We start from the raw sequence: 22,701 nt of genomic DNA on the forward strand, positions 1-22,701 counted from the left end.
ATGAGCCAACACTCCGCTGCCGTCGCACTCGTCAATCGGCTCAAGTTCAAACATCTCGCGCTGCTCGTCGCGCTCGACGACGCCCGCAACCTCCATCAGGCCGCCGAGGCCATCAACGTCGCGCAGCCGAGCGCGAGCCGCATGCTCGGCGATATCGAAGAAGCGTTCGGCTTTCTGCTGTTCGAGCGCAACGCGCGCGGCATGACGCCCACGCCGCTCGGTGTCGTGACGCTCGCTTACGCGCGGCGCGCACTGGCCGAGTTGACCCGCTTCGCCGAAGACCTCGAGGTCAAACGGCGTGGCGGACATGGACAGTTGACCGTCGGCGCGATCATGGGCGCCGCGCCCGATCTGCTCGCCATGTCGGTCGCCGCTTTGAAAACCGAAAGCCCACTGCTGAACGTGCGGATTCTCGGCGAAACCAGCGACCAGGTCGTGCAATTGCTGCATCGCCGCGAAGTCGATCTGGCGCTCGGGCGTCTGACCAATCCTCTCCAGCACAACGATTTCAGCTTCGAACCGCTGGCACGCGAAACCTTGCTGCTGGTGGTGCGCGCGGTGCATCCGCTGGCCGAGCGCTCGCGCATCACGCTGAGCGAACTGATCGACTGGCCGTGGGTCGCGCAACCCGTCACCAGCCCGGCGCGCGTGCTGTTCGAAGAAGAACTCGCGCGGGCGGGACTGGCCACGCCGGTCAACCTGACCGAATGCGCGTCGATCTTCGCGACACTGCAATTGCTCGAGAATTACGACGCGGTGGCCATGTTGCCGGAGTCGGTGGTGCGCGATCATTTGCGCGGCAAGCTGCTGGTCGCGTTGCCGCTCGAAATCGGCAAGAGTCTCGCGGGCTTCGGCATTCTCACGCGCAAGGAAGAACCGCTCGCCGAACCGGCGCTGCGTTTCATCGACCTGCTGCGCGGTTTCTCGCGCAAGCTCGCGCGCGACGATGTCGATAGCGTGCCCGCGCCGCCCTCCGCGACCGCTTCGGTTCCGGTGCATTGACGGCGGCGGCAGCGGTATCGGCATCGGCATCGCGCGTTACTGCAGGTTGACGAACAGGCCGCCGTCCACCAGCAGCGCGGCGCCGGTCACGTAGCGCGCGCGGTCGGAGGCGAGGAACACCACGCAATCGGCCACGTCTTCCGGGCGGCCCAGGCGGCCCAGCGGAATGCGCTTTTCGAAGTAGGCTTTCTTTGCTTCGTCGGCGAGATCTTCTGCGTTCAGGTCGGTGGCGATGGTGCCGGGCATCACCGAATTGCAGCGAATGCCGTACGGTCCCAACGCGACCGCGCATGATTGCATCAGCGAATGCACGCCGGCTTTGGTCGGCGTGTAGTGCGTCTGCATGCCGCCGCCCACCAGCGCGCTGATCGAACTGGTTGCAACGATCGCGCCGCCCGTGCCCTGCGCTTTCATTTGCTGCGCGGCGGCCTGCGTGACGTAGAACGCGCCATTCAGATTGACCGCTACCGTCGACTCCAGAATCTCCGCCGGCATGTCGAGAAACGCGTGAAACGGACAGATGCCGGCATTGCTGGCGAGCACGTCGACCTTGCCGAACGCTTCGACCGTATGACGCACCAGCTCCTGGCCGGTTTCGCGCGCGGCGACGTTGCCCTCGATCGCGATCACGCGCCGCCCCAGCGCCTCGATTTCCTCGACGACCTCCGCGACCGCCGAACGGCGGCCGTACGATGCGTCGTTATCGCCCCAGTAGTTGATCGCCACGTCCGCGCCTTCGGTTGCGCACGCAACCGCTATCGCGCGGCCGATGCCTCGGGAACCGCCGGTGACGATCACGACCTTGTCCTTGAGCAGCACGTCATTCTCCTTTTCGATTTCAGCGCACAGCACGCACTCTGCGTGCGTTCAACGCGGATACGGCCGCACCAGCGCGCATTCCGGATTCAGTCTCACGCCGAAGCCCGGCGTGTCCGGTACTTTCATGCGTCCATTCACGGGCACCGGTTCGTCGAGCAACAGCGGCGTGAACATCGGCACGACTTCGTCGGCTTTGGGCGCCATCATCAGAAACTCGGCGAACGGCGAGTTGTGCCGCGTGACGACGAAGTGATAGCTGTACACCGACGAACCGTGCGGCACCACCATCACATTGTGCGCATCGGCCAGCGCGGAAATCTTGATCAGTTCGGTCATGCCGCCGCACCAGCCGACGTCGGGTTGAATCAGATCGCAGCATTGCATCTCCAGCAACATGCGGAAACCCCAGCGTGTCGCTTCATGCTCGCCGGTCGTCACCATCATGCCGCGCGGCACGTTGCGGCGCAGTTCGGCGTAACCCCAGTAGTCGTCGGGCGGCAGCGCTTCTTCGATCCACTTCAGGCCATACTCGTGCGCCCCGTCCGCGAGCCGCTTGGCGTACGGCACGTCGAGACTCATCCAGCAGTCGTACATCAGCCAGAAGTCGTCGCCGACGCGGCTGCGCATTTCGGCGAGCTTGTCGAGATTCTGCTTGAGACCCGCTTCGCCTTCGGCGGGTCCATGTTGCAACGGCAGCTTGCCGCCGATGAACCCCATCTCCTTCGCGAGGTCCGGACGCGCGCCGGTCGCGTAGAACACGAGTTCGTCGCGCACCGGTCCGCCCAATAGTTGGTACACCGGTTCCTTGCGCACCTTCGCGAGCAGATCCCACAGTGCGAGATCGACGCCTGAAATGGTATTGAGCACCACGCCCTTGCGGCCGTAATACAACGTCGAAAAGTACATCTGATCCCACATCTTCTCGATATCGGTCACGAGTTGCCCTTCGAGAAAACGCGCGAGATGTTTCTCGACGATAAACGCGCCGATCTCGCCCCCCGTGGTCACGGCGAAGCCGACGGTGCCGTCACTGGCTTCGATCTCCACGACCAGTGTGCCGAGTACATTGATCCCGAACGACTGGCGGCTCTGCCGGTACTCCGGATAACGCGCCATCGGCGTGGAAATATGATCGTCGATCCAATGTCCGCCGGGTTGGTCGTGATAGTCCGCTCCGCCGCCGCGAACAGTGAAGGCACGCACGTGCCGGATAGTGGGCATGGCCATGAGAGAGGCTCCGTTATAAGTGCGTCGACGAACCGGCCGACAATGCGCCTAGCGGGCGCGATGCAATAAGGTTTGGAAAGAATCGTTGGCCCCGCTCGCGTCGCGGCGCAACAGCGTGCCGATCAGCAGCGCGGCGAGCAGACTGGAGACGCCTAGCACCACCAGTCCCGCCGACGTCGACGAAAACGCGCGTTCCGCCGCGGTCCGCAAGCTCGGCGCAAAGAAGCCGCCGAGTCCACCGAGCGAATTGATCAACGCGATGCCGCCGGCAGCCGCCGCGCCCGTCAGCGTGCGAGTGGGGAATGTCCAGAACAGCGGTTGCGCCGCGATGAAGCCGCTCGCCGCACAACACAAGGCGATTAACCCAAGCACGGGGCTGTGCGCGAGTCCCGACGCAGCGATGCCGAGCCCGGCGAGCACCAGCAATGCGACGGCCCAACGCCGATGTCCGCCTGTGCGATCCGCGCGGCGCGGCACGTACCAGGTGACAGCCAGCGCGCACAACCACGGCAGCGCGGCGACGAGACCCACGCGCAAACCGACGGTTGTCCCGAGCAAAGCGGCGACCTGTTGCGGCAGATAGAAGATCACGCCGTACACGCTCATTTGAATCAGCAGATAGATCGCCGACAGCAGCAACACGCGACGATCCACTAGCGCAGCGAGAATGCGATGCGGTCCATGCGCCGACGCGGCGCGCGCATCGTCTTCGAGTGCGGCACGCAGACTGGCGCGCTCTTGCGGATCGAGCCATTGCGCGTCGTCGGGACGGTTGTCGAGATACCAGAACGCCCACACGCCCACCGCGGACGCCAACACGCCTTCCACCAGAAAGAGCCATTGCCAGCCGGCGAGACCCCACGCGCCATGCAATTCGAGCAGCGAACCCGACAACGGACTGCCGAAAATAAACGCCAGCGGCGCACCGAAATAAAACACGCCGACCGCCCGCGCTCGCGCGCGTTGCGGAAACCAGTGAGTCAGGTAATAGATCACGCCGGGAAAGAAACCCGCTTCGGCGACGCCGAGCAGAAAGCGCAGCGCGTAGAACGTGGTGGCCGAGTGCGCCAGACACATCGAGGCTGAGACGAGCCCCCACGTGACCATGATCCGGCACATCCACACCCGCGCGCCGAAGCGATGCAAGAGCAGATTGCTCGGCACCTCGAACAGCGCATAGCCGACGAAAAACACGCCCGCGCCAAACGCGAACGCCGCGTTCGACAGACCCGTATCGTGCTGCAATGCCTTCTGCGCAAAACCGATATTGGCGCGGTCGAGAAACGCCAGCACGTACATGAGCAGGAGAAACGGCAACAGCCGGCGCATGACCTTGCTGTTGATCGCCTCCAGCGAACTGTTCGCCTGCGGGTCCATGTCGTCTCCTTCGCGAAGCTCGCCGACGGGCGGCGGCTATGCGCTTTTATCTTGAGTACGGCGGGTCATGCGGCTAGTACGGGTAATGCGTGTATGGCGACCGTCGCCATGTTGCCGCGGCTCAGTAAGTCGCGCGGCCGCCGGACAGATCGAACACGGAGCCTGTGCTGAACGCGCAGTCTTCAGACGACAGCCACAGAATCAGCGAGGCCGCTTCTTCCGGCAACAGGAAACGGTTCATTGGGATCTTCGACAACATGTAGTCGATATGTTGTTGCGACATCGAATCGAAGATTTCGGTTTTGGCCGCGGCGGGCGTGACGGCATTGACGAGAATGTTCTTCGTCGCGAGTTCCTTGCCGAGCGATTTGGTCAGGCCGATGAGCCCCGCCTTGGAGGCGCTGTAGTGCGAGGCGTTGGGATTGCCTTCCTTGCCGGCCACCGAGGCGATATTGACGATGCGTCCATAGCCCTGCTTGAGCATTTGCGGCACAACCGCGCGGCAGGTCAGATACGGGCCGATCAGGTTCACGTCGATTACGCGGCGCCACACGTCGGGCTCCAGTTCCCACGTCGCGCCGTTGCCGCCGGTGATGCCGGCGCAATTGATCAGCACGTCGATCGCGCCGTGCGCGGCGACGGTTTGCGCGACCGCTTCAGCAACGGCGGCTTCCTGCGTGAGTTCGACGCTGACGGTGGTGACTTTGCCGAGTTCGCTCAACTCGCGCTGGCTGCGCGCGAGGCGGTCCGCGTCGATGTCCCAGAGCGCGACGGACGCGCCCGAGTTCAGCGCCCGTTGCGCCACCGCGTAGCCGATACCGCGCGCGCCGCCGGTAATGGCGACCACGCGTCCCTCCAGATCGATCCGATTCATCGCTGTGCTCCTGGGCAGGCCGGGCGGCTTGCCGTTGTGTTTTTGTCTATGTCTATGGGCTGGGTGAGCTTACTGCTCACTGTCCGGCCAATATACGAGCGGGGCGATGCGCTAACAATCCGAGTATTGGAGGGGGTGATAACAAAAGTGGATCGGGGGCTCCGTCGTTCTATGGGGCGCGGAATTCTCTAACCGTTTGCTGCAAGCGAAATCTGGCAGCACGGAAACAACGCCGTCCAACCAGCCTGCGGCCGCCCCACCCATGCCTGACAGGTATGCCACCCCGCTTATAAAGTCTTTTTAAATTTTCCGGGCCAGGCCTAAATTAACCATCAGACGGCAGCGACGCGTCGCTCCACCCCGCAACACGGAGCACCCCCACTCTTCGGCCATGCATTCGATCTATCGCCGGGTTTTGAAATGGGGGCAACGCGGATCGCATTCTGTTACTCACTTCACGGCAAAGGAAACGATCATGGCCCGCTTATTCACCCCGATCACCGTCGGCGCTTACCCCCTCTCGCATCGCGTTGCGCTGGCGCCGATGACGCGCCTGCGCACCATTCAACCCGGCGACATTCCGAGCCCGATGATGGCCGACTTCTACGGCCAGCGCGCTTCCGAAGGCGGACTCGAAATCATCGAAGGCGTCAGCATCTCCGTCACCGCCCGCTCCTATCTCGGCGCGGCGAGCTTCTACCACGACGGCCAGACGGCCGGCTGGAAAGCGATCGCCAATGCCGTTCACGCCAAAGGCGGCCGCGTATTCATGCAACTGATTCACGGCGGACGTCAAAGCCACGTTGAAATGACAGGTGGCGTGGACCCGGTTGCACCGTCGGTGGTTCCGTTCGACGGCGTCGCGTTGACGAAGGATGGCTTCGTGCCCGCGTCCCCGCACCGCGCACTCGCTATCGACGAGATTCCCGGCGTCATCGAGGAATTCCGGGTTGCGGCACAACGCGCGCTCGATGCCGGCTTCGACGGCGTGGAACTGCATGGCGCGAACGGTTATCTGGTCGACCAGTTCATTCAGGACGGCACCAACCAACGCACCGACGCTTACGGCGGTCCGATCGAAAACCGTGTTCGCTTTCTGCGTGAAGCAGTCGAAGCGCTGATCTCGGTGTGGGGTGCGGATCGCGTCGGCGTGCGCATTTCGCCATCGGGCGAATGGGGCGGCATTTCGGACAGCAATCCCGAAGCCACCTTCAGCCATGTCGCCAAAGTGCTCGACGAGTACAAGATCGCTTACCTGCATGTAATCGAACCGCGCATCAAGGGTGACGAGACGCTGCACGAAGGTCATCCGCCGGTCGCGGTGAAGTATCTTCGTCCGCACTTTTCCGGGCCGATCATTGCAGCGGGTGGCTTTGACGGCGATAGCGCCGAATCCATCGTTGCAAGCGGTGACGCGGACCTGGTTGCTTTTGGCCGCCATTTCTCGTCCAACCCGGATTTGCCGTATCGTCTGAAGCACAAGCTGCCGCTCACGCCGTACGTCCGCGCCGCATTCTGGGGCGGCGATGAAACGCACTACTCCGATTTTCCCGCCTATCAGCCTGTCGTAGAAGCCGAAGCGACCGTCTGAGTCGATTCGTGTTTCGTTATCCATCAACGTAGGAGGTTTTCATGTCACGCACTATCAAGTTCGCCCAGGCCGGCGGGCCGGAAGTTCTCGAATTCGTCGACACAGCGACACCCGAACCGGGTCCGAGCGAGATTCGTATCAAGGTGAAAGCGATCGGCATCAATCGCGCGGAAGCGATGTGGCGCATCGACCAGTACATCGAACCGGTGAAGTTTCCGGCGAGTCTCGGTTATGAAGCCGCCGGGATTGTCGATGCGGTCGGCAAGGACGTCAGCGGCTTCGCGGCCGGCGACGAGGTCAACGTGATCCCGTCGTTCTCGATGAATCAGTACGGCACCTATGGCGAAGTGATCGTCGTGCCGGACTATGCTGTCGTCAAACATCCGCCGTCGCTGTCGCATGCCGAGGCAGCCTCGGTGTGGATGATGTTCGTGACGGCGTACGGCGCGCTGATCGAAGATGCGAAGGTGACGAAAGGCGACTTCGTGATCGTGCCGGCGGCGTCGAGCAGTGTTGGACTCGCGGCGATCCAGCTTGCGAATTACGCCGGTGCGACTTCTATTGCGCTGACGCGTGGTGCGGCCAAACGTCAGCAGTTGCTCGACGCGGGCGCCGCTCACGTGGTGGTGACGGACGAAACCGATCTGCTCGACGAAGTGAAGCGAATCACGGACGGCAAGGGTGCACGCGTGGTGTTCGATCCGGTCGGCGGGCCGAACTTTGCGAAACTGATTTCGGCGCTGTCGTTTCAGGGCATTGCGTATATCTACGGTGCGCTTAGCGATGAAGTCACGCCGCTGCCGGTGCTCGAGATGATCGCGAAGATGATCACCGTCAAGGCGCACAACATCTGGTTGACGAGTGGGGATGAGACGCGTCGTAAGGCGGCGGTGGATTATGTTCTCAAAGGGTTGGCGAGTGGCGCGCTCAAGCCGGTGATCGATCGCACGTTCTCGTTCGATGAGATGGTCGAGGTGCACCGGTATCTGGAGACGAATGGTCAGTTTGGGAAGATCGTTGTGACGGTATGAACGGCTGAGTGAGTGTGACTGAGACGTTCGCCGGGGAGTGGCGAACGTCTCACTACCGTCTGCCACCCAGCCTCTTATTCGGGTCCCAAGGGACCTCGGTCGACGGATGGAGCAGTCCCATCAACGCGTTCGCATCGATCGAACCACCGTGCCGCACGCCTTCCAGTTGAGCCCTGGAGACGTGCGTCACCGGCCCGGTCGGTTGCAACGCGTGAATCTCGTGCGCCTGAGTGATCGAGTTCCGTCGCTGCACGCCACCGTTGAAAGCAACCGCGTCCGTATGTTCGACCGAGCCCGTGCCGCCGTTTCCGTGATGCATGGTGAGCTTCCCCGTTGTACGTCTATCGTTGATGTGATTTCAGATCAGCGTGTACTTGTCGTGGCATGTCACGCTGCTTCGGCGGCGAGTTCGACTGGTGCATCGATCGCCTCGCATAAATTCGTAAAGCGCGCGATCGTGTCCTGTAACGACACGTGCGCCGCGGCGCCGGCCACCGCAGTACAAAGATGGAAGAAGCCGACCTCGGGCTCAGTCGCCGGGCGCACCGGCAGACGGTTGAAACCGAGTCGCCGCAACGCGGCGTGCGAGCGCGCATTTTCCGCATACGACGCCGTGAAAATATCCGCGATGCCATCCGCTCGCGCCTGCTCGAATAACAACAGCGCCGCGCGCGTGCCGAAGCCTTGCCCTTGCGCGTGAGCATCGATCCAGAAGTAGAAGTGCGCGGCGTCACCCGCACGGCACAGACTCACGACACCGATGAAACCGTGCCGCGCGTCCATCACCGCGTAACTCATGCGGCCCGCTTCGGTGGCGTCTGCTTCGAGCCACTTCTGCACGTCTTGCGGTTCGTTCAGCGACGGCAGATTTGCCAGCGCGGCGAGATGCGGATCGGTGAAGGCCGCGAGCAGCGCGTCGGCATGTTCGACGCCGAGCGGCTCGATCGACAGTGCGGCGTCGCGTGCGAGGTCGGGGCGATACCACGGTAGCGCGCGTCGCCGAGTCGCGCGTGCTTCGAGTTCAATTTGCCACGCGTGCACGTCCGGGTCGTCGGGATCGAGCATGTGTGCGTGCTCGACGTGCGTGCAGGCCGCTGGAAGCTCGCCGCTCGATGCCAGACAATGCGCGAGATGCAGGTGGACGCAAGCGCGCCAGCGAGCGTGGTGTTGTTCGTTTGCTTCGTGGGTTGCTTGCGTCTCGTTCGCTGCTTGCGCGCCGAACGTTGCCTTCGCATCGTTCACTGTCTGCGCTTCGTTCGCGCCATTCACTTCGCTCCAACGCCGCAATTCACCCGCATCTCCCACGCTCCCCAGGCGCGCGTTCTCATCGACCGCCAACACGCTGCGCCAGATCTCCTTCGTGAGTTGCCAATCGCCTGACGCGGCCGCTGCGCTCGCCAGTTGCGCATCGAACTGCGCGGTCTGCGTGTCGGGCAAATGATGCCGCCACGTTTGCGCGAACGCGTGCCGCCACAACTGCACCGTCTGATTCGACGCACCCGACAGTTGCGCGGCGCGCGCCGGCCAATGCGGCAGCATGGCGGCCAGCACGGCCGGGTCATAAGCGGAGGCGCGCAACAGCGTGGCCAGGGTATCGAGCGGCGCGTGTTCCGCAACCGACTCGGCAACCTGCGCAAGTCGTCGCGCGTCGCACGGCTCGCATCGTTCGATAATGTCTGTCAGCTTCAGCCGTGCCGTCATCGGCGGTTCGCTGCCGGCACGCGACCAGACTGCCTGAACCGCCAGATCGTGCGCGTCGGTCTGGCGCTGCACCACCCATGCGGACGGTTGCCGCCAGGCAAGCGCGTGAAAGTTGACGGGCGCCCTCGTGTCGCCGGGCAGCCACGTGTCGGGCGCGCTCAGCGCACCGTCGCGCAAGTCCGCTTCGCTCGATGCGCCAATGTCGCATGCGAGCAGCAGATAGCGCTCGCCGCTCAATCGTCGCAAGGCATCCGCCAGCGCCATCGCGCCGGTCGGCAGCAGCACGCTGGCACTGACGAGACTTGCGACATAACGTTCGGCGAGCGGCCCCCACAGTGGCGCAAGATCATCCGTCGACGCCGGCTGCCATCGATAGGACAGCGTGTATGCGGCGGCGTCTGCCGAGACGTCGATGTCGGCTTCTACGTAGGCCTCAAGCCATTGTCCGTAATGCGCCGCATACAGGTCGGCAGGCTGCCGCGAAAACCAGCCGGCCGCGACGGCGACAACTGGGTTAACGAGTCGCTCGATCGCGGTTTTCTGGCCATCGGGTCGTAACGCGCCATCGGTGAAGAGTGACCAGCTCGCTGTGTCGAGACGTCCCGTTTCGATCAGTGAAGCGAAGCGGGGATGCGTGCGCAGATGCTGCAGCGTTTCGTGCGCTGGACTCGCTGTCGCAACAGCATCCACCTCACCCGCTTCACGCCCTTCGTCACATCCTTCATCACAGACGAGATAACGCCAATCGACTCCCGCCACATCACTCGAAGACAGACGATCTTCGATCGCCTGCACCAGCAACCACGCCAGCACCCCGCGTCCTGGCGAGACATCGAGCACATAAAGCGACTGGTCCGAATCGAGCGTGCCGAGCGCGGACTCCGTTTCCCAGAAACAGACGATCGCGTCGGCCCACGCATTGGCCCATCGCGGTCCCGCCAGCATATCGGCGAGCGGCCCGGCCACCGGCAGCGTCGCGCAAACGTCGGCGAAACGCAGGCCGGTGTACGCAACTTGCGTGTCGTTACCATCATCGCCGCCGTCAACACCACGCGCCAACTTGTCCTCGACCCGCAGATCCGTGTCCCTCATGCCGCCCTCCTCACCCCGTTATTTTTCCGTGCTGCTGGTCAACTTCAGCCCAGTCGTGGTGGTCGTGAAAATACCTGAGCGGTAGTTGCCGCCTCCGCCCTGCACCTTCTGTGCGGTCTCCATCGACGGCATGCCGAACGTCAGGTTCGCCTGATACAGCCGTTCGCCGCGCGCGGTCGGCGTCATGCTGCTGGTCAACGGCACATCGAGGCCGGTGCTGACACGGCCATTACCGGTGCCGTGCCCGAGCCGCAGATTGCCGAACGAATCGAAGGTGTTCTTCAGGTAGCTCTTGTAGCCGCCGAAGCGCTTGTCCGGTGTGTTCCCCTGAAATGCGGTCAGCACGTTTTTCATCATCGTGTCGCGCTTGACCAGATGCTCATCGCGAGCCGAACCGCCGGCGCCGCCCGGGTTGCCGCTCACCGCTCTGGCAAATGGGCCCTGCGGCGCTTCCTCGCTCTGGATCGCACGGCCGATGCCGGTCATCCGGCCGACCGCCGCCGCCTGCTCCGCGATGCCGTTAAGCATGCCGCCCTGGTCCTTGCCGAACTTCGCGGTGCCGAAACGCGAAACGCCTTGATGGAACTGCAACGTCATCTGGTTCATCAGGTTCTGACCGGTCCCGCTCGCGATCACATGATTGATGCTGGTGGGACCGGGGGCGATGCCTTGGCTGACGTCGTACTCCTGGTGAGTGAGCGGCCGGCCGGCCTCGTTCGCCGCGCGGACATAGTGCTCGCGGTTCGATGAATACTGCGACAAACGCGGCCTGGTTTTATCGCCGTAGTGCGTATCGAGCCCGCTTTGATCGACCGATTCGATGCCGGCGCCTGGGCCGTACTTCACCTGATGCTCGAGCTTCACGCCGCCTTTGTCGTAGAGAAAATTGCTGAGTTCCGGCGACGGCCGGTTGACTGGCGCGGGCAGGCCCATCACGTCGCGGCGACGCTCGGTCGCCGAGGTCTCGCTGAATTTGGCCCAGGTTTTCTGCGGCATGCCGAGCGTCTGCTCGGGCGTCGGCGGCAGCGCCAGTTGCGGCGCGTGCGGTTGCGCGTGGGCCTGCGGCAGATGCATCGGCGACAACGGCGCGCTCGACGGCGCACTGTGCGGCGTCATCTCGACATCCATCGCCGACGACGGGTGCGGTGATTGCAGCAGCGGTTGATGCAACGGCTGCGGCATGGAGAACGGCGATGGCGACGTCATGCTGTGCTGTGGCATCGAGAACGGCGACGGCGGAAACGGCGAATGGGATGTCACGGGGTTCGGCGCAACAGGCGCTGAGTAACGTCGCGCGTTGATCAACTCCTGCCGTCGGTCCGACGAGCGCTGGACCGCCTGCTTGAACCGCTCCGCCCGCCTGTCCGCAGCCGACGGTAACTGCTTGATCGGCATGCGAGACGGCTTCGAACCTTTGCGCGATCCATTCATGATGTATGCGTCTCCGGAAGCTGATGCGTTGAATGCTTGTGCGTGTGTTTCAAAACGTGCCGGTGGAGTGGCTCCGCGTCGATCACGCTCGCCAAGCGGCACGTCACTGTCTATGATTGAGGCCGCTGTTCTAACGAACCTCTTGCCCGCTTATTGCGCTACCAGAATGCTTAAAGTCTTCTTTCTGCTGTTGCTGGTTGCCTTCGGCGCCGTGATGTTCGCCGCCGGCACCCTCGCGCCTTCGAACCTCAAGGCACCGATCGAGCGGCTCGCCGCGCAGGCCGCCGCGCTGCTGCCTGGTGAGTCTTCGAAAGCGGCGGCTACGTCGTCTTCAGCGTCGTCTTCCAACGGCGGCTCGACCGTCGCGGGCGGTGCGGTGATCGCGAAGAGCGCCACGCCCGCGGGCGCCGCCAATCCTGCCAGCCCGGTCGTTGCCGCATCGACGCCGATCGCCAGTCTGCTGGTGCCGGCACCGCCTCCCGCGCATGGCCATTACGCGTTGCAAGCCGCGACTTTCACGTCGAGCGACGCCGCCTCACTGTTCGCCGGTTCGGTCAGCGAGCAGGGCTACAAGGCGACCATCGTGCCGATCACTGATAGCGGCCAGCCGCTGATCGTCGCGGTCGGCGACTACCCGTCGCCGGAAGCCGCCAGCGCCGATCAACTGGTGGTCGGCCGGCAGTTGAAGTCGACTGCGTTGCCGCCGGTTGTCCTGTTGCCGCCGCCAGCGCGTTGAGCGCGGAGAGTCGTCCATCGCCCATTGCGCACCGTGCCCCTCCGTCAGCCTCAGCCCGCACCGCACTCGCATCGCCCGTAGCGCGCCCATAACACACCCAACTCACCGCCCGAGCCGCCCTCTCCACCGATGCGGCCGGTCATGCACCCAGCCCGCTTCGCCGCGCGTCGGCACGAAACACACCTTCAATTGCGCGAATCCTTCGCTGCAGAAGAACACGATGACATTCGCGCTCTGCCGCTGCGGCGTGATAAACCACAGCGCATCGCCGACCGCCAACCCGTAACTGCCGACGCGATTCACCAGCAGATCCGCGCGTCCTCGATCGGTGACCAGCGCCACGCGCAGATCCGCTTCGCCCATCGTCTCGGCCTGGTAGATACGTGCCATCAGCGGCTCCTTGCGGTTCGCGTCGATGCTGTAAGGATCGTCGTCACGATGCCTGCTCCTCGGTTTGCGGCACGCCGAGCCCGAGCAGATCGAAGACGTTCAGTTGCCCGCGTCCCTGAATGAACAGTTCGTCGTAGAGTTGTGCGGTATTGAGCGTGCCCCACTCGACCGCCTTGCGAATCAGATACGGCACCGGACTATGCGGTTCGAGTTCGGCCAGCGCGGCGGCAGCATCGGCCAGTTGCGCGTACGCACGCTTGCGCGCGCTGACCGAATGCGGCAATGCGCTGGCTTCGTCGCGAAGCGTCGGTGCCGCTGCGTGGTCCGGTGCGTGATGAACGGCCGCCTGCGTAACGCTATCGACGTTCGCTGCCGCCGCCGGGTGCGTGCTGGTATCCGCGTATCCGACCGCCGCCGAATGTGCCCCGCCATCGGCGTATGACCTCGCAGCCGAATACGCCCCGCCATTTCCATTCGCAGCAGTCGCAGCCGAATACGCCCCGCCATCCACGTTGACCGGCGCCGCCATCGACACCGCCACGGAAATCGTATCGGTCAACGGTACGACACCCGCTTCGGCATGCGACCCATAGCCATGTCCTTGCGTCGGCGTCGGCGCTGCAGCGACCACACTCGCCCCACTCGCCACACGCGTGGCGACGCCGAACGGCATACCCCGCTGCACCAGTTGCGCGCTGACAAACGCATGAATCTGTTCGAGCACGCCGCGCAGCGCGCCGACGCCCGGCGGGTCGCCGTCGAAGCATTGATCGAGGGTCCCGCCCAGCTTGGCCAGCGCCGCGAGGGCCTGGCTCAGTGCCGCGTGATGACCGATGAACACTTCCGTCGATGTCGCCGCCAGGGCTTTATCGAAGTCGGCGGCATCGACGCCACCCTCGTCGTCGCCGCCACGCGAGCCGCTCTGTGGCGACTGGTGCTGGCGTCGCAGTTGTTCGCAATCGGCCCAGGCATAAAGCCGCTCCGGCTCGCCCATCGGCGACTGCTGCTGCGCTCCGCCCGGCCACTCCGCAGACGCGAACCCCGCACCATTCGCAGCAAGAGCCGCAGAACCCACCACCGTCAACGGCACCAGCCTCACCGGCGCAATCAATTTCTCATTGAGCCAGCGAAACAGATTCGCCCGATGCTCAAAATCGCCATCCGCCGCACCCGGATACAGCACGTCCCAATAGCGCTCGCACAACGCGTCGACAACGGCGACACCCGTCGCGAGTCCCGCGAAACCGTGCTCATGCAGCAACGCTTCGGTGAGCCAGACCGCCAGATGGAGATCCTTGCTGCGATGCGCGAGCGCATCGAGCGAGCCCGACGCGACTTCACCCCAGTTCGCGCGCTTGAGCTGCCGCACCCACGCGCCGAGCGGCAGCGACGCGTCATCGGCTTCGCGCGCGCGACGAATCGCTTGCCACAGCGGCGTGCCGCGCAGCGTCTCGCCCTGCGGCTGCGCGATGCTGACCGGCGCGAGCAGCGTCGCGAAGGTCATGCCGTACGCCGCACTCAAAAAACCGTTCGCATAATCGAGTGGATGCTCCATGTCTAACTCCTTCACGTTCAGTGGCTGCCTGGGGACATTGCCGCGGTGTTGGCGACCGGCGCGGGGCCATCCATGCCCGGCGGCAGCGGCGGGATCGACGGAATGGTCGAAATCTGCGCACTCGCCGCGCCGCCGCGCGACGTCCGCGACGACGCCGGCAGCGCGGGTGAACCGGTCGGGAACGCCGGGAGTTTCAGCGGCGCAACCGCATGACTCACCGGATCGACGCCCTGCAATTGCAGATTGATCAACAACTGCGCGGTGCTGGCCGACGACAGCGGCGGCGTCGCGGCACGCGCCGCGCCCGCACTCGTCGTTGCACTGGTTGCACCCGCTGTACCCGAGGCCCCCGCGCCCGCAGCCGCAGCCGCCACGCTCGCCGCACTCGCGACCGGCACGCTGAAGCGCAACGTGATGCCATCGGCGGCCGCCGCGCCGCGCTCCATTGCGTGTTGCTGGACCAGCCGCATCAGCGCCCACGTGCCGCCCGCGCTGAAGGTCGCCGTGCGGCCTTCCACATCCGGCGAATTCGGCACGGCCGGATTGACGTACGGCGCCCAGCGCGACAGTTCGGCCCACGTCAGATCGAGCGCGAGCGGCTGACCGGCGACCCAGTCGAGTCCGGTCTGCCCGTTCGGATACGCGGCCGACTGGTTCGCCGAACTGAGCATCCAGCCGACCAGTTGATCGGCGCCGCGTTCAACGCTCTGCCGCACGTTGAAGGCGACATTCAGATGCACGCCGAGACTGCCGTCGGCGCGCAGCGTCTGCGCAAAAAACTTCTGATCGTCGTCGAGCTGGTCGAGGAACGCACTGGCCGCCGTGCGCTGCGTTTTCGGCAGCCGCGTCAACTGCGCGCGCAGCACCGCGCTCTGTTGCGCATAGACGGAGAAAAAGTCGCGCACCGCGAGCGGCGACGCTTCCGGCGCGCCCGCGAGACCGAACGGATAACGGCCGCCTAACGTCGCGTCGAACAGCGAGAACAGGTTCTGGAACGCCACGGCGTCGCTACCCTGACACAGCGATTGCGCCACCTTGACCAGGTCGCGGCGACGCGCGGCGAACAGATCGTTGGCGCCGTCGTCGGTGGAACTGGCGGGGTCCTGCAGACGCGCGTTGCAATTCTGCGTCGTCATGCCGTTCAGCCGGTCGACGAACAGCGACGCCAGTTGTCCCATCTGGCTGGCCGGATCGGCCGACGGCACGTAGCGGTTCACTTCGGCGATCGAATTGCCCCAGTACGCGGCGGTCTGCACGTTCGGACTGTTGGCGGGCGCATTGCCGGAGTTTTGCGCAAGCGTCGCGAACGGCGCGGCGTACGCGGCCAGCACCTGGGAACGTGCGACCTGGCGCGCGAGGTAATCGCGCGTCACCGGCACCGTGCCGAGATCGAAAAATTCGCCGCCGGTCGTGTCGCTCTGCGGCTGGTACAACTGGCTCTGCACCGCGAGACTGCCGACCGTGGACAAGCGGTCCGCCGCATACTGCTGCAGGCAGCCGGACAACGCACTGAAGCCCTTGCTGAAGCCGAACTCGCTGTACGCGCGCTCCACCTGGATCAACGGCCCGAGCGTGCGCGACAGATCGCGGCTGGCCTGCGCGAGCGCCTGTTCGTCGAACGGCACCGCACTCAACGCGTTCGACGTCGTCGCGGCCGGCCACACATCCGGGCCCGGCGGCAGCGGACTTTGCGCTTCGAGCAACGCGTCGTTGAGCGCGTTTTCCAACTGCGTGGCGGCGATCTGCGCATACAGCGGACGCGGCCCCGCTGAAGACACCCCCCCCGACGACGTCGGCACCTTGGCCGGCTGAAATCCGAACCGCTGCGCGAAGCGCCGGTATTCGTCGATGTAGGTGGCGGCATCGCCGAGCGGGCCGGCATTCCAGCTACGCGCGCCAGTAGCGCCCGCGCCGTTGATCGAGCACGCGAATGCCGTGCGGCGCTTCGTGACCTGCATGAAATGCAGTTGCGACAGCGCGGCAAGACCGGCGAATTCCTGCATGAACGACGCATTGAACGCGCGCCGACCCTGGTCCCGCACGATCAGCGGGTTATACGGCGGCACCGAAAGCGCGTCGAGCTTCTGATAGACCTCGTCGTCGCATTCGGCCGCGGAGAAGGTGCTCGCGGTCGTCTCCAGCAGTGCGGCGTAGGGTGACGCGCGCGCGGCATCCGTCGCGGTGGTGCCCGGCACATAGCGTCCCGACGACGCATCGACCAGTACCAGTTGACGGATCTGTTGACGCAGGTCGGTGCGAATCTGCCCGCACAGATTGCGTTGCGCTTCCTGCTCGACCGCGCCGAGCCAGTTGTCGCGCGTCCACGCGAGCCACGCGACCAGTTGGCGCGTCTGCGCGGCGGGGTCGCCGTGGCCGGTCTGCAGATTGACCAGCAGTTGCTGGCCGGAGCCGGCCTGCGTCACCAGCGCGTCGCGCAGATCCGTTTCCATCTGCGCAAGCTGGTTCCGGTAGCCGGCGGCAAGATTCTCCGGCAGATCGGGCCGGTAATCGGTCGAGGCCGAACTGAGCGACGCGGCCAGCAACCCGCTGTCGCCGTCGCGCATCACGAGCGACACCGGCAGTCCGTACGCGAAGTTGACGAGCCTCGCGAAGCGCACCACATCCTGTTCGGTCGAGGCGCCGGAAAACGGCTCGGCGATCTTGTAGAAGGTGCCGAGCCCGGCTTCGAGATCGGTCACCTCGCGCAGTTGCCGGTTCAGGCGGCTGCGCGCGTTGCGGGCGTCTTCGCCGGGGTCGCCGGTCATGCGGGGCGCGTCCGTGCCGCGCAAACTCAACGCTTTGGCGCGAACCGCCAACTGGCAACCGAGCCCCGGCAGCACCAGGCCCGCGAAAACGCGCCCTGCCACCACCTGCGCCGCACCGTCGCGCAACGGATGCCAGAACCACGGCCAGGACCACGGATTGGCGAGGTCGAATGAGCGCGTATTCAGTTCGTGCACCGACATCAGCACCGTCGAGATTTCGCTCGCACTCGGACACACGCCGCCGCTGTATGGGCGGATGGTTTGCAACTGGACCAGCGCGCGATCAAGCTGGCCGACCGTCGTGTAAAGCCGCGCGCCGGCAAAACCCAGCGCGATCGTAAGCGCGGCGGCCACGCCGAGCGCGGCGACCTGGAAGCCGCGCAGATAGCGATTGCGCGACCATGCCGAGGCGCGTACCACGCGCGCGTTGCCGCGCTCGGCGAACACCTTGTCGTCGAGCAGGCCGGCCACGAACGAGACGTTCGTGCTCGCGCCGACTCCGGCGCCGTCGAGGTCGCCGGTGAAATAGACGCCGCGGCACAGGTGGCCGGGCCGGTCGAGCGTCGCACGGAACGCGCCCGCGAGCCATTGCGCGAGCGGCGTGCGCAGTTGTTCGAGACGGGCGGGAAACAGCAGCATGCCGTCGCGGTCAACGTCGTTCGCGACCGCTTGCACGCTGGCCGCGGTCGAAATCTGCAACGCGCGCAATTGTTCGATCACCACCCGGAACGCTTCATGACACCAGTCCTGCGGCGTGTCGTTGCTGGCCAGCACCGGCGCGGACCAGCCGAACATCTGCTGGCGCAGCGCGTCGGGCTGCGCACGCCAGAACGGCGCAAAGCCGTCGATCCGGTCGCATTGCGTGACCACCACGCTGACCGGCTGCACGAAGCGGAACGCGTCCTGTACGTCGCACAACTGGCGGTAGGCGTCCGCGGCAAGTCGTTCCCGTTGATCGGGCGTGGCGCTCAGCAGGCTGCGCGCCGATACCGTCAGCACGATGCCGTCGGCCGGCCGTTCGGGACGCAGATCGACGAGCGTGCGCAGCAGCGTCTCCCAGCGCGAACGTGCTTTCTTCGCGTTTCGGGTGGTGACGGGCGGGGTTGGCGATGCGCTCGCGGCGGGGCTTGCGGGCCGGCTTGCTGGCGTGCTCGGGGAGGCGGTGGCGGCGACGTTTGCAGCGGATGCGCCTGAGGCGGCGCTTAAGGTGGCGCCCGCGCTTGCCTGGCCCGTTGCCGCAACGCTCGTCGCCACCGCCGCATGCGCGCCCTCGGACGACACGCTGCCGTCGATATCGATCAGCACGCCACGATTCATCACCGACACCGCGCTGCCCGGAATGCGCAGCGACGCGTAGCGCCGGTCCGGGTTCGACTGCGCGAGCCGCACCGCCGCCGACAGCGCGAAGCTGGTCTTGCCCGCATCGCGTTCGCCGAGCATCAGGATCCACGGCATGCGATAGCGCCACTCGCGACGCGTGCGCGCGTAATCGATCGCGGCGAGCGCGGTGCTGATCCAGCCAGGCGCGACGCTATTGTCCGCATCCGCCGACGACGCGGCGGCGGCCGTGCGCGGCGCATTGCGCGCGCGCCAGATCAGCAGCGCGGCGATCACGCCGAGCACAAGGCCGATAGCCAGCAAGATTTTGAATACCGCACTCACAACACATCTCCCCGTGGCGTGGGCTTCGACGCCGCCGCGTTTGCACCCACACTTGCACCCGCGTTCGCACTCCCCGGCGCCGCGCTGATCGCGCCCGACGTCTCGGTCGGACTGGACCCGGCTTCGCCATCCGCCAACGCCGCTTTACCGATCTGCTGTTCGGCGCGCACGCGCTGCGCGGTAGGGTCGTCGGCGACCAACTGCGTGAACGGACGCATCACGATGAACCAGATCGCCGCCGACATCAGCAGATACGCGACCAGCGCAAGCCGCGCCGCGTTGAACCACGGCGACAGCGGCGCGAGCCGGCAACTCGCCGGCTCGGGGTCCTGCGGGCCGATGGTGTGTTCGTAGGCCTGCTCGAACGCGTGGCCGCCGGCGTCGTCGCCGCGCACGTCGGTGACGAACTTGACCAGTTCGTCACGGCGGGCCGACAACGCGGCCGCTTCATGATCGCCGCGCAGCGCGCCGCGAAAACCCACTTCGAGCGCGCCGAGCAGCACCAGTCCCAACTCGGCGTGCGCCTGCGTCGGCAGCGCCACGACCAGCAAACTATCGATCAACCGATAGAACCGCACGCCCGCATTGCGCGTGTCGAACAGCGTGCTTTCGAGCATCAGGTTGAGCCATTCGCCGCTGCCGGCCCAGCTGACTTCGAGCAGCAGTTGCTCGTCGGCGAGCGCGGCCATTGCGTATTCGGCGTCGCGATAAATCTGCAGCAGATCCGGCGTGCAATCGCGCTGCACCGTGCTGGTTTGCTCGCGCAAACATTCCACGAGGCGTGCGTGGACCACCGCCGCCGTCAGTTCCACGGGCACGGCATGGCCGGCCGGCAATGCCGCCAGCCCATGCTTGATCTCCACCAGCAGCCCGTAGAAATCGCAGAAATAGGTGTAGAGCGGCAGCCGCGTGCGCAGCGCTTCGCGCTCAGTTGTGTGCATGCCCCGCATCCTCGCCGTTGCCGGTTGCCCTTGGCGGCTGCGGCTGGCCTTGCTGCCCTTGCTGCGCCGGTTGCGCCATCTGCCGCGCCGGGTCGTTGTGCGTGACGTGCGTGCCGTGCGTACTGTGCCCGCCATGGCGCCCTTCGCGACCGCCCCGCGCGTCGTGGCTCGCCTGCGCGCCGCCCGGCTCGCGATACAGCACGATCCCGCCCGGCGCATGCGTGGCCGCATAGCGGCCACCGCCGCGGATCGTCAGCGTCTCGCCCGGCGTAAACATGTTGCGCATCACGTTGTCGAAATCGAACGCGGCGTTGCGGATCTCGTAGTACAGCCCCGCCGGATTCAGGCCCTTGCGGCGCGTGTCCGACGACTTCACCGACGCCCCCGGCATGCGCCGGCTGTCGAGCGGATCGAGCAGTTGCGGCTGGCTGATCGTGCAGCTCTCGAGCCAGCGTTCGAGGTCGGCGCGGCTCTGCGCGGCCGACGGCACCACTTCGACCAGCAGGATATCGCCCGCGTCGAGCGGCAGGCGCAGCGAAAATTCGCCGCCGTCGTCGCGCAGGAACGGCAAGCGCTCGAAACTCGGACGGATCGCCTTCACGTGGTCTTCGACAAAGCTGAGCGCGGCATCGAACCCCGGCTGGCAGTCGAAATGATCGTACGGCGGCAGCACCGGCGGATCCGGCAGCGGATCGAGCGCGGCCATCTCGCCGGCCGCGCGCGCGAGCGACAGATACAGCGCGCGCGGCGCGACGTCGGTGCCGAGCCCGAGCACGTCGAGATCGGGCAGGATCGCCGCGAGCCGGCGCGCAGCCAGTGCAAGGAAAGCGTCGCCGATCGCGGCGTTCAGAAACGCGCCCTCGCCGACCTGCGCGATCTCGCGCAGCTTCATGCGCACGCTGTCGCGCAGCGCGCCGACCCGGCGCTGCAAGCTCCTGTCGCGCAAGAATTCCGCAGCGCCGAGCGACGCCATGGGCGGCAGATAGTCGGTGCAGCGATAGGTGCCGAGCGACGTGCGTTCGAGCTGGAACAGCGGGCAGCCGGCCAGCAGATTGGTGCCGCGCGTCCAGCCGGTGTCGAGTCGCAGCGCCGGCTTCAGCCGCGGCACCAGCACCGGCACGCGGCCGGTGTTTTCATCGACAGCGGCCGTGCCCGGCACCGACTCGTAGCGCCGGTTCAGGCTTCCCGTGGTGGCCGCCGTGTCGCCGCGCAGCGGCAGCACGAGGGCGATCTGCGCGCGGTCGCCGGTGGTGGTCAGCGTGCCGCTCACGTCGAGTTCGAGCGCGTGGTCGCGGGACTTGTCGAGCACGATCGGCGTGCCGTCGTCGAGCACGCATTCGAGCGCGCGCACCGTCACGCGTCCCTTGCCGAGCAAGCCCTCGTCGAGTTCGAGATGCCGCACGCCGACGAAATCCGGATTGGCGCGCTCGATCAGATAGCGCAGTTGCGCATGCCAGAAGCGATCGTTCTGTTGCAGATGCTGCGGAGACAGCAACAGCCCTTCCGACCATTGGATGCCATACGGCAGGTCTACGGGCGAGCTCGACTGGGTCATCATTTCCTCGATACGGCAAGTGCTGCGACGATGTTCATTACGGGCGGTTCAGCGGTTCAACATTCCAACGGCGCGAGGCGCGCGATCACTGCGCGCCGTCATACGTGACGGTCTGCGGACCCAGCGTGATCACCACGCGCTTGTACTGCGTCAGATCGGCGACGCCCTGGCCCGCGGGCGCCACGAAATTCACATAGCAATAGACCACCAGCGCCTTCCTGTAACGCGCCGGCAACGGCACCGGCGCGCTGCTCTGGTTCGGCGGCAATTGCACCGACACGGCGTCGACCTTCGGACCGAGCGAGGTCAACAGCGCCGCGCGATGCGCGAACCAGTCCGGCCCGGTGCGCGGCAGCAGGGCGGCGCTGGTCGCGTCGTACACGAAAACGAAGTCGAGCGCGGTAGCGCTGGCGTTGTTCGCGCCGTTCTGCGCGATTACCGTCACGCCGCGCAATGCGGTCTTCGTCGGACCGAACCAGCTACAGCCCGCTGCGAACAGCAGGCACGAACAGACCAGCAGGCGGACCATCGGCCACCCGTTCGCGTGCGGCGTCCACCGGCGCCTCATGACAGCAGGATCACGCGAAACTGCGCCGGCGTGATCGACATGCCGACCGCGTTCGGCGGCATGCCGTTCTGCATCGTCATGGTGGTGAGGCGGGTGGCGAACATCACCCCGACCATCACCTTGAAGCTGCCGAGCAGCGGCCGGTCCGGGCCCATTTCGATCTGCGACACCACGCCGCCTGCCGAGATGTCGCCGAGGCTCAGGGTGCCTTGCGTCATCAGATTTTCCGCAAGACCCCCGCCGAAGATCACGTTGAACACCGACGGAATATGCGTGAACGACAGCGCGAAATTCGGAAACGGAAACGGGATCGGAATGGGCAGCAGTTTGCACACGTCCGGGAACGCAAAATTCAGCACGCCGAGATTGGTATTGGCGAACATG

General features: G+C 65.4%; 18 protein-coding genes. 4 read left to right on the forward strand and 14 right to left on the reverse strand.

Translation table 11 applies throughout. The annotated features are described in order from the left end of the window. On the forward strand, window positions 1–1,002 hold the full coding sequence (locus tag HWY05_RS02595) for a LysR family transcriptional regulator (protein ID WP_035558023.1): 1,002 nt from the start codon (window positions 1–3) through the stop codon (window positions 1,000–1,002). 36 nt (window positions 1,003–1,038) lie between these two features. Here the strand turns inward: HWY05_RS02595 and HWY05_RS02600 are convergent, their stop codons facing one another. The 4 genes from HWY05_RS02600 to HWY05_RS02615 form a co-directional block, all read right to left on the reverse strand. After that, complete coding sequence (locus HWY05_RS02600; RefSeq protein ID WP_035563404.1) at window positions 1,039–1,821, reverse strand: SDR family NAD(P)-dependent oxidoreductase; 783 nt, start codon at window positions 1,819–1,821, stop codon at window positions 1,039–1,041. Window positions 1,822–1,869: 48 nt separating this feature from the next. Next, window positions 1,870–3,048, reverse strand: a complete 1,179-nt coding sequence (rhmD, locus tag HWY05_RS02605; protein WP_035558025.1) for an L-rhamnonate dehydratase — start codon at window positions 3,046–3,048, stop codon at window positions 1,870–1,872. Between the two features lie 48 nt (window positions 3,049–3,096). Continuing rightward, on the reverse strand, window positions 3,097–4,425 hold the full coding sequence (locus HWY05_RS02610; RefSeq protein WP_176057292.1) for an MFS transporter: 1,329 nt from the start codon (window positions 4,423–4,425) through the stop codon (window positions 3,097–3,099). A gap of 121 nt (window positions 4,426–4,546) precedes the next feature. Continuing rightward, window positions 4,547–5,299, reverse strand: coding sequence for an SDR family NAD(P)-dependent oxidoreductase (locus HWY05_RS02615; RefSeq protein WP_176057293.1), 753 nt, complete (start codon window positions 5,297–5,299; stop codon window positions 4,547–4,549). A gap of 475 nt (window positions 5,300–5,774) precedes the next feature. On the opposite strand from HWY05_RS02615, the gene HWY05_RS02620 reads away from it, so the two are divergent. Together HWY05_RS02620 and HWY05_RS02625 are read left to right on the forward strand one after the other, a co-directional pair. Further along, on the forward strand, window positions 5,775–6,890 hold the full coding sequence (locus HWY05_RS02620; protein WP_176057294.1) for an alkene reductase: 1,116 nt from the start codon (window positions 5,775–5,777) through the stop codon (window positions 6,888–6,890). 41 nt (window positions 6,891–6,931) lie between these two features. Further along, window positions 6,932–7,921, forward strand: coding sequence for a zinc-dependent alcohol dehydrogenase family protein (locus HWY05_RS02625; RefSeq protein ID WP_176057295.1), 990 nt, complete (start codon window positions 6,932–6,934; stop codon window positions 7,919–7,921). 52 nt (window positions 7,922–7,973) lie between these two features. Here the strand turns inward: HWY05_RS02625 and HWY05_RS02630 are convergent, their stop codons facing one another. The 3 genes from HWY05_RS02630 to HWY05_RS02640 form a co-directional block, all read right to left on the reverse strand. Next, on the reverse strand, window positions 7,974–8,240 hold the full coding sequence (locus HWY05_RS02630; protein ID WP_176057296.1) for a hypothetical protein: 267 nt from the start codon (window positions 8,238–8,240) through the stop codon (window positions 7,974–7,976). 68 nt (window positions 8,241–8,308) lie between these two features. After that, window positions 8,309–10,714, reverse strand: coding sequence for a GNAT family N-acetyltransferase (locus HWY05_RS02635; RefSeq protein ID WP_176057297.1), 2,406 nt, complete (start codon window positions 10,712–10,714; stop codon window positions 8,309–8,311). A gap of 18 nt (window positions 10,715–10,732) precedes the next feature. Further along, window positions 10,733–11,974 (reverse strand): hypothetical protein, encoded by a 1,242-nt coding sequence (locus tag HWY05_RS02640; protein ID WP_176057298.1) that lies wholly within the window; start codon window positions 11,972–11,974, stop codon window positions 10,733–10,735. A 337-nt stretch (window positions 11,975–12,311) separates the two neighbouring features. Here HWY05_RS02640 and HWY05_RS02645 point away from each other — a divergent pair, with 337 nt between their 5' ends. Then, complete coding sequence (locus HWY05_RS02645; protein WP_035558054.1) at window positions 12,312–12,881, forward strand: SPOR domain-containing protein; 570 nt, start codon at window positions 12,312–12,314, stop codon at window positions 12,879–12,881. A 102-nt stretch (window positions 12,882–12,983) separates the two neighbouring features. On the opposite strand, the gene HWY05_RS02650 is transcribed toward HWY05_RS02645, so the two are convergent. The 7 genes from HWY05_RS02650 to HWY05_RS02680 all read right to left on the reverse strand — a co-directional run bounded on the left by HWY05_RS02650 (window position 12,984) and on the right by HWY05_RS02680 (window position 22,700). Next, the gene (locus tag HWY05_RS02650) at window positions 12,984–13,271 is read right to left on the reverse strand and encodes a DUF6150 family protein (RefSeq protein WP_176057299.1); all 288 of its coding nucleotides are present in this window, start codon (window positions 13,269–13,271) and stop codon (window positions 12,984–12,986) included. Window positions 13,272–13,314: 43 nt separating this feature from the next. Further along, window positions 13,315–14,826, reverse strand: coding sequence for a type VI secretion system protein TssA (gene tssA, locus HWY05_RS02655; protein WP_176057300.1), 1,512 nt, complete (start codon window positions 14,824–14,826; stop codon window positions 13,315–13,317). Between the two features lie 17 nt (window positions 14,827–14,843). After that, window positions 14,844–19,253 carry a type VI secretion system protein gene (locus HWY05_RS02660; RefSeq protein ID WP_176057301.1) on the reverse strand — a complete coding sequence of 1,470 codons (4,410 nt, stop codon included), beginning with the start codon at window positions 19,251–19,253 and terminating at the stop codon, window positions 14,844–14,846. Further along, window positions 19,250–20,194, reverse strand: coding sequence for a DotU family type IV/VI secretion system protein (locus tag HWY05_RS02665; protein WP_176057302.1), 945 nt, complete (start codon window positions 20,192–20,194; stop codon window positions 19,250–19,252). Before HWY05_RS02665 ends, HWY05_RS02660 begins: the two co-directional genes overlap by 4 nt. After that, on the reverse strand, window positions 20,181–21,752 hold the full coding sequence (tssK, locus tag HWY05_RS02670) for a type VI secretion system baseplate subunit TssK (protein WP_176057303.1): 1,572 nt from the start codon (window positions 21,750–21,752) through the stop codon (window positions 20,181–20,183). The genes HWY05_RS02665 and tssK overlap by 14 nt, the downstream gene beginning before the upstream one ends. Before the next feature lie 82 nt (window positions 21,753–21,834). Continuing rightward, on the reverse strand, window positions 21,835–22,278 hold the full coding sequence (locus tag HWY05_RS02675) for a hypothetical protein (protein WP_176057304.1): 444 nt from the start codon (window positions 22,276–22,278) through the stop codon (window positions 21,835–21,837). A 35-nt stretch (window positions 22,279–22,313) separates the two neighbouring features. Continuing rightward, window positions 22,314–22,700 carry a PAAR-like domain-containing protein gene (locus HWY05_RS02680; RefSeq protein ID WP_035558061.1) on the reverse strand — a complete coding sequence of 129 codons (387 nt, stop codon included), beginning with the start codon at window positions 22,698–22,700 and terminating at the stop codon, window positions 22,314–22,316. Window position 22,701 lies beyond the last annotated feature (1 nt).

Origin of the sequence: Paraburkholderia sp. BCC1876, from assembly GCF_902833695.1 — a bacterium.
Taxonomy (GTDB): Bacteria; Pseudomonadota; Gammaproteobacteria; order Burkholderiales; family Burkholderiaceae; genus Paraburkholderia.